Origin of the sequence: Alloalcanivorax gelatiniphagus (assembly GCF_005938655.1) — a bacterium.
Classification (GTDB): domain Bacteria; phylum Pseudomonadota; class Gammaproteobacteria; order Pseudomonadales; family Alcanivoracaceae; genus Alloalcanivorax; species Alloalcanivorax gelatiniphagus.
Genome location: NZ_VCQT01000011.1, coordinates 23,616 through 30,033, shown reverse-complemented (window position 1 = coordinate 30,033; position 6,418 = coordinate 23,616). Strand labels below are relative to the sequence as shown.

The 6,418-nt window shown below is 64.3% G+C and carries 7 protein-coding genes and 1 tRNA gene; all 8 read right to left on the bottom strand.

What is annotated here, in order from left to right; all coding sequences use genetic code 11:
* Positions 1-627: 627 nt before the first annotated feature.
* Positions 628-703, bottom strand: a tRNA-Lys gene (locus FGS76_RS01910).
* 69 nt (positions 704-772) lie between these two features.
* Entirely contained in the window at positions 773-1,441 is a 669-nt protein-coding gene (queC, locus tag FGS76_RS01905) for a 7-cyano-7-deazaguanine synthase QueC (RefSeq protein ID WP_138770938.1), read from the bottom strand.
* 146 nt (positions 1,442-1,587) lie between these two features.
* Positions 1,588-2,229: a 7-carboxy-7-deazaguanine synthase QueE gene (queE, locus tag FGS76_RS01900; protein WP_138770937.1), complete on the bottom strand. Its 642-nt coding sequence runs from the start codon at positions 2,227-2,229 to the stop codon at positions 1,588-1,590.
* A 157-nt stretch (positions 2,230-2,386) separates the two neighbouring features.
* Positions 2,387-3,175, bottom strand: a complete 789-nt coding sequence (ybgF, locus tag FGS76_RS01895; RefSeq protein WP_240692362.1) for a tol-pal system protein YbgF — start codon at positions 3,173-3,175, stop codon at positions 2,387-2,389.
* Between the two features lie 3 nt (positions 3,176-3,178).
* On the bottom strand, positions 3,179-3,751 hold the full coding sequence (gene pal, locus FGS76_RS01890; protein WP_138770935.1) for a peptidoglycan-associated lipoprotein Pal: 573 nt from the start codon (positions 3,749-3,751) through the stop codon (positions 3,179-3,181).
* Between the two features lie 45 nt (positions 3,752-3,796).
* Positions 3,797-5,053 carry a Tol-Pal system beta propeller repeat protein TolB gene (gene tolB, locus FGS76_RS01885; RefSeq protein WP_377900115.1) on the bottom strand — a complete coding sequence of 419 codons (1,257 nt, stop codon included), beginning with the start codon at positions 5,051-5,053 and terminating at the stop codon, positions 3,797-3,799.
* 47 nt (positions 5,054-5,100) lie between these two features.
* Positions 5,101-5,973 carry a cell envelope integrity protein TolA gene (tolA, locus tag FGS76_RS01880; RefSeq protein ID WP_138770933.1) on the bottom strand — a complete coding sequence of 291 codons (873 nt, stop codon included), beginning with the start codon at positions 5,971-5,973 and terminating at the stop codon, positions 5,101-5,103.
* Complete coding sequence (gene tolR, locus FGS76_RS01875) at positions 5,970-6,404, bottom strand: protein TolR (RefSeq protein WP_138770932.1); 435 nt, start codon at positions 6,402-6,404, stop codon at positions 5,970-5,972. The genes tolA and tolR overlap by 4 nt, the downstream gene beginning before the upstream one ends.
* Positions 6,405-6,418: the final 14 nt, after the last annotated feature.

Below are 6,418 nucleotides of genomic sequence, written 5' to 3'. Positions count from 1 at the left end.
CCGGGACAGCGACTACTTCTTCCTCAAGATCAAAGCCGCCTTTCCCGGGAATCCGCGATGAACCTTTTTTTTGCCCTGCCGTCCGTGACAGCCATCCTCCCGCCCCCGGCGTAGGAGCGACTTCAGTCGCGATAACAATGGCGCCGGGCTGATCGCGGCTGAAGCCGCTCCTACAGAAATCTTCGGCGGCGGTGCGCTACCTCGGAGCGGAGCTGTATGGGCCTTCCGGGCCCCGGGGTAGGAGCGACTTCAGTCGCGATGGCGATGGCGCCGGGCTTGATCGCGGCTGAAGCCGCTCCTACAGCAATCTTCGGTGGCGGTGCGCTACCTCAAGGCGGAGCTGTTCGGGCCTTCCAGGCCCCCGGGTAGGAGCGACTTCAGTCGCGATAACAATGGCGCCGGGCTTGATCGCGGCTGAAGCCGCTCCTACAGCAATCTTCGGTGGCGGTGCGCTACCTCGGAGCGGCGCTGCGGGCCTTCCAGGCCCCCGGGGTAGGAGCGACTTCAGTCGCGATAACGCTGGCACCGGGGGCGATCCCGGCCGCGTGATCGGGTTCGGTTCGGGGTTTCAAAGGGGGGATGGCGCAGACAAAAAAAGGCCCGCTGTATAGCGGGCCTTTTAAGGTTTGGTGGGTCGTGATGGGCTCGAACCATCGACCAATTGGTTAAAAGCCAACTGCTCTACCAACTGAGCTAACGACCCGTCGAACGAGGCGCAAATAATACGGATTTATTTCCCCATGACAAGGGTTGAGGCGGAATTTTTTATCGATCAGCGATAGATCGTTGGATCTTTGACCAATGCCTGCTCGAAGCCCTGGCGGCGCAGGCGGCAGCTGTCGCAGCGTCCGCAGGCGCGGCCGGCCTCATCGGCCTGGTAGCAGGACACGGTGAGGCCGTAGTCCAGCCCCAGTTCGGTGCCCCGGCGGATGATGTCGGCCTTGGAGAGGCGCATCAGGGGCGTGGCGATCTCGATGGGGTGGCCTTCCACGCCGGCCTTGGTGGCCAGACCGGCCAGGGTCTGGAAGGCGTCGATGAACTCGGGGCGGCAGTCCGGGTAGCCGGAGTAGTCCACGGCGTTGACGCCGATGTAGATGGCGCTGGCGTCCACCACCTCGGCCAGGCCCAGGGACAGGGACAGGAACACGGTGTTGCGGGCCGGCACATAGGTCACCGGGATGCCGTCACCGCCCTCCTCCGGCACCTCGATGGCGTGGTCGGTGAGCGCCGAGCCGCCGATGGTGCCCAGGCCCAGTTCGATGACCCGGTGGGATTCGGCGCCCAGGGCCTGGGAGACCCGGACCGCGGCGTCCAGCTCCGAGCGGGTGCGCTGGCCGTAGTCGAAGGCGATGGTGTGGCAGCGGTAGCCCTGGTCACGGGCGATGGCCAGGCAGGTGGCGGAGTCCAGGCCACCGGAAAGCAGCACCACGGCGGTGTTCATGTTGGTTCTCCTCATATTGGTCGGTTCGACGGCTTACCGTGCACCGGAAGCGGCGGGTAGCGTTGCGTTTCAGGCACGATCAGTGGCGGTTTGATCGCGGCTGAAGCGGTTCGCCGCCCGGCCGCGCCTACAGGTACCGGCGCGCCTCAGCGGCCCCGGGCGTCGTTCCAGAGCAGCTTGTGCAGCTGCAGCTGGAAGCGCACCGGCAACCGGTCGGCGACGATCCAGTCGGCCAGGTCGGCGCCGCTCAGCTGGCCGTGCACCGGCGAGAACAATACGTCGGAGACCCGCGCCGCCAGGTTGTGCTGGTCGAGCATGAATCGTGCCCAATCATAATCCCGGCGGTCGGCGAGCACGAACTTCACCTGGTGGTGGGGGCGCAGGTGGGCGATGTTCTCCAGGCGGTTGTTGTGCTGCTCGCCGGAGCCCGGCGCCTTCAGGTCCATGACCACCGAGACCCGTTCGTCCACCGGCGCGATGTCCATGGCGCCACCAGTCTCCAGGCTCACTTCATAGCCCCGGTCGCACAGGGCGGTGAGCAGCGGCAGGCAGTTGGGCTGGGCCAGGGGTTCGCCGCCGGTGACGGTGACAAAGCCGGCGCCGTGGCCGGCCACCTGGTCGAGAATGGCGCCCAGGGTGTGCTTTTCGCCGCCCTGGAAGGCGTATTCGGTGTCGCACCAGACACAGCGCTGCGGGCAGCCGGTGAGGCGCACGAACACGGTGGGCCGGCCCACGGTGCGGGCTTCACCCTGCAGGGAATGGAAGATTTCGGTGACGCGCAGTTCCACGGTGATTCCGGGCTTGGGGACTGGGGGGTGGATTCTAGGGCCTGTGGGGGGGAAATGATAGGTTGGGGGGATCGCGACCTTGGGGGGGATCGCGACTGAAGTCGCTCCTACGGGCCTACGGATTCACTGTAGGAGCGGCTTTAGCCGCGATAGGGTTTCACTGACTGTTGAGCTGTTTGAGCATGGCCTCGGCCATCTCCGCTTCGGAGGCGTCCGGGAACTGCTTGATCAGCTTGTGCAGGGTCACCTTGGCTTCCGGGGTGTTACCGGCCTGGGCCTGCAGGCTGGCCAGCTTGTAGAGGCTGGTCGGCGCGCGACTGTGGTTGGGGTATTCGTCCACCACGGTCTGAAATTGCTGGCGGGCCTTGTCCAGTTGGGGCTTCTTCTGATTGCTGTAGACCTCGCCCAACCAGAAGTGGGCGTGGGCACGAAACTGCCCCTGGGGGAAATCCTTGAGATAGTTTTCGAAGGCGGTGGCGGCGGCGTCGAAGTCTCGTTCGAGCAGCTTGCCACGGGCCGCTGTGTAGGCGGCGCGATCCGCTTCCGGGTCGGCGGGGGCGTTGTTCTTGCCACCATCGTCGCCGGCTTCGGCATCGGTTTGAGGTGCGTTCTTGGTCTGATCGACCAGGGCGTTGATACGGGTATCCAGATCCAGGTAACGCTCGCGTTCGGCGGCCTTGAGCCGATCCAGATCGTGACGCAGTTCCTCCACCTGACCTTGCAGGCTCTGGATCTGCTTCTGGTATTGCTCGATCTGCTGCATCAGCACGTAGAGCCCGTCGTCACCGCCGTTGGCGGTGGACGGGTTCGCCGAACCCGGGCCGCCGGAGGAGCCACGCTCCTCGACGACCAGGGGCCCGGTGGTCTGCGCCTGGGCACAGACCACCGGACCGGCAAGCAGGAACGCCAGGGCGGCGTGTTTGAATACCTGCTTGAACATCATCATCGGTTACGGACGGCCGGCGGTGTAGTTCAGAACCACGCGACGGTTTTTAGCCCAGTCCATTTCGGTGTGACCGAAAGCGGCGGGCTTCTCTTCGCCGTAAGCAACGGTTTCCAGCTGGGAAGCGCTCACGCCCTGCACGCGCAGGAACTTCTGAACGGCTTCGGCACGACGCTCGGACAGAGCCACGTTGTACTCACGGGTACCGCGCTCGTCGGCGTGACCTTCCAGGCGCACCTTGGCGTTCGGGTTTTGCTTCAGGTACTTGGCGTGGGCGCGCAGGCTTTCAAACGCGGCCGCCGGTACGGTGTTGCTGTCGAAGGCAAAGTAGATCACCCGGGTGTCGGTGGTGCCATCGTAGTTGGACGGATGGTTGTGGAAGTTCTCCGCGGTCAGCGGAATGGAGCTGGTTTCCGGCTTGGACGGCTTCGGACGCTCGACCGGAGTGGTCGGCGTGGTTTGAGTGTTCTGACCCATGGTGTCCGTGGAAGAGGTATCTTCCTCGGTAGGCGTGCTGGAACACGCAGCCAGCAGACCTGCAAGAATCACGGCAAGAAACGGTTTAATGAACGAACGCATACGAAAACTCCTATTGATTTCCTGTGTTGGAACTCTGAGATCCGTTCAGAGGAACGGCGACCAGGCCGGTTCCCTGACTTCCCCTTCCTTCGACGGAAGCTCCACCTTCACTCTCCCGTCGATGGACACGGCTTGCAGGACCCCCGTACCCCGGTATTGCGTCCCGTAAATTATCATACTTCCATTGGGCGCAACACTGGGCGATTCATCCATATCCGTCTTTGTGACGATATCGAACGTACCGCGCTGGAGGTCCTGCACACCGACATGGAACGAACCGTTCCGCCGGTGTACATAAACCAGATACCGACCGTCGGGAGTCACGTCCGGGCGGGCGTTGTAGGCCCCCTCGAACGACACCCGGCGGGTGGATTTGTCATTGATGTCCAGTTCGTAGATTTGCGGCCCGCCGGAGCGGCTGGAGGTGAACACCAGGTGCTCGCCGTCGGGCATCCAGCGCGGCTCGGTGTCGATGCCGTAGTGGTCGGTGAGCTGCTCCAGGGCACCGCTGTTCAGATCCAGGCTGTAGATGTCCGGGTTACCGCCCTTGGACAGGGTCACCGCCAGCCGCTGGCCGTCCGGGGACCAGGCCGGCGCGCCGTTGATGCCCTTGTACTGGGCCACCACCCGGCGCTGGGCGCTGGCCAGGTCGTGCACGTAAATCTTCGGCAGGCCGTCCTTCTCGAACGACACATAGGCGATCTTGGAGCCATCCGGTGACCAGGACGGGCTCATGATCGGCTCCTTGCTGCGCACGATGGTGCGTACCCGGGCCCCATCGGCGTCGGCGTACTGCAGCTGGTAGGGATTCTGGGTGCCCCGGTTGAAGGTGACGTACAGAATCTTGGTGGAAAACGCCCCCTGGATGCCGGTGAGTTCCTCGTAGATGCGGTCGGAAATGGCATGGGCCACGTCCCGCAGCTGCGACTCCGGCGGCCGGTAGCTCTCGGTCATCAGCTGTTTTTCGCGGGTCACGTCGTAGAGGCCGTAACGCACCTCGTAAGCGCCGGAGTCGGTTTTCTGCATGCTGCCGACCACCACGTACTCCTGATTGAGCACGCGGAAGTCGCGGAAGCTGAGCTGGTCGGCGCTGGTCGGCCGGCTGAGCATGTCGCCCGGCTCCAGGGTCTTGAACTGGCCGCTGCGGTGCAGGTCGGCGCGCACGATATCGGAAATGTTCTCCGGCGCGTCGGAGGCGCCGGCGAACGGCACCACCGCGATGGGCACCGCGTCCACGCGGCCCTCGGTGATCTGGATCATCAATTCCGCCCGCGCACTCAAGGCCAGCATGGTCAGGGCCATGGCGGCGGCGACGCGGGCGAAGGTGGATCGGACGTTGATAATTCGCATCATTGTACATCCCCGGGGCTGAATACGATCACGAAAGTACGGAACTGCTCAAACTGCTTGCCGTCCGGCACCGGCAACGGGCTGGCCAGCTTGACGGCGTTGACCAGCGAATCGTCGAAGGTCGGGTAACCGCTGGACTTGGCCACCTGCACATTGACCACCTCGCCGCCAGGAATCACCTGGATGCGCACCTGAACGCTCAGGTCGTTGCGGTTGCGGTAGTTGCCGGGGATCCGCCAGCGCTGATGGATGGCGTTGCGGACGGCGTCCACGTAGCTGGAGGTTTCCTCGGTCACGTCGCTGTCCGCCGGGCCGGAGCCCGGGTTCTCGGCAACCTGGTCGCGCTTCTTGCGCGCCATTTCCAGCTCTTCCTCCGCCATCAACTCCTCCATGCTGGGCTGCTCGAACTTCGGCGCCGGCTCGGTTTTTTCCGGTTCGGCCTTTTTGGGTTCGGCTTTCTTCGGCTCAGGCTTGGGCTCGGGCTTCGGCTGCGGCTTGGGCTCGGGTTTGGGCTGCGGCTTGGGTTCGGGCTTGGGCTCCGGTTTGGGCTTCGGCTTCGGTTCCGGCTTAGGTTCCGGCTTGGGCTTCGGCTCCGGTTTAGGCTTCGGTTCCGGCTTGGGCTTGGGCTTGGCTTCCGGTTTAGGTTCCGGCGCTTTTTTCGGCGTTGCCTGCTGGTCCCGTTCTTCCCGGGCCGGCGTGGTGTTGGCGTCCGGAGCCCGACGGGTCTCCTCCATCACCGTGGCCATCACATGGGGCGGAATCTCCGGCGGCCGGCGCAATTCCGGGGCCGAGGACCAGGTAAAGACCATCAGGCCCAGCACCACCAGGTGCAACAGCGCCGAAAAGCCGGCGGCAACCCCGCGATCACTCATGAACGCCCCGGCGGCTCCGTGACCAGACCCACGTTGGTCACCCCGGCGCGCTGCAGCTCGGACATCAGCACCACCACCTTGCCGTAGGCCACATTCTGGTCACCTTCCACCAGAAACAGGGTTTTCGGCTTCTGCTTGCGGATGGTCAGCACATGGCCTTTCACCGTCTCCAGGCTGGAGGCGGTTTGCCCGCCGTCCTCGCCCACGTTGATGTGGTAGCTGCCGTCGGCACGCACCGTGATCATCACCGGCTCCTCGTTGTTGAGGATCGGCGCGCTGTCCGCCTGGGGCAGGTCCACGGACACCCCCTGGGTCATCATCGGCGCGGTGGCCATGAAGATCACCAGCAGCACCAGCATCACGTCGATGTAGGGCACCACGTTGATGTCGGCCATCATCTTGCGCGGCTTGCGAACCCGTATACCACTCATAAGCGGGCCTCCGT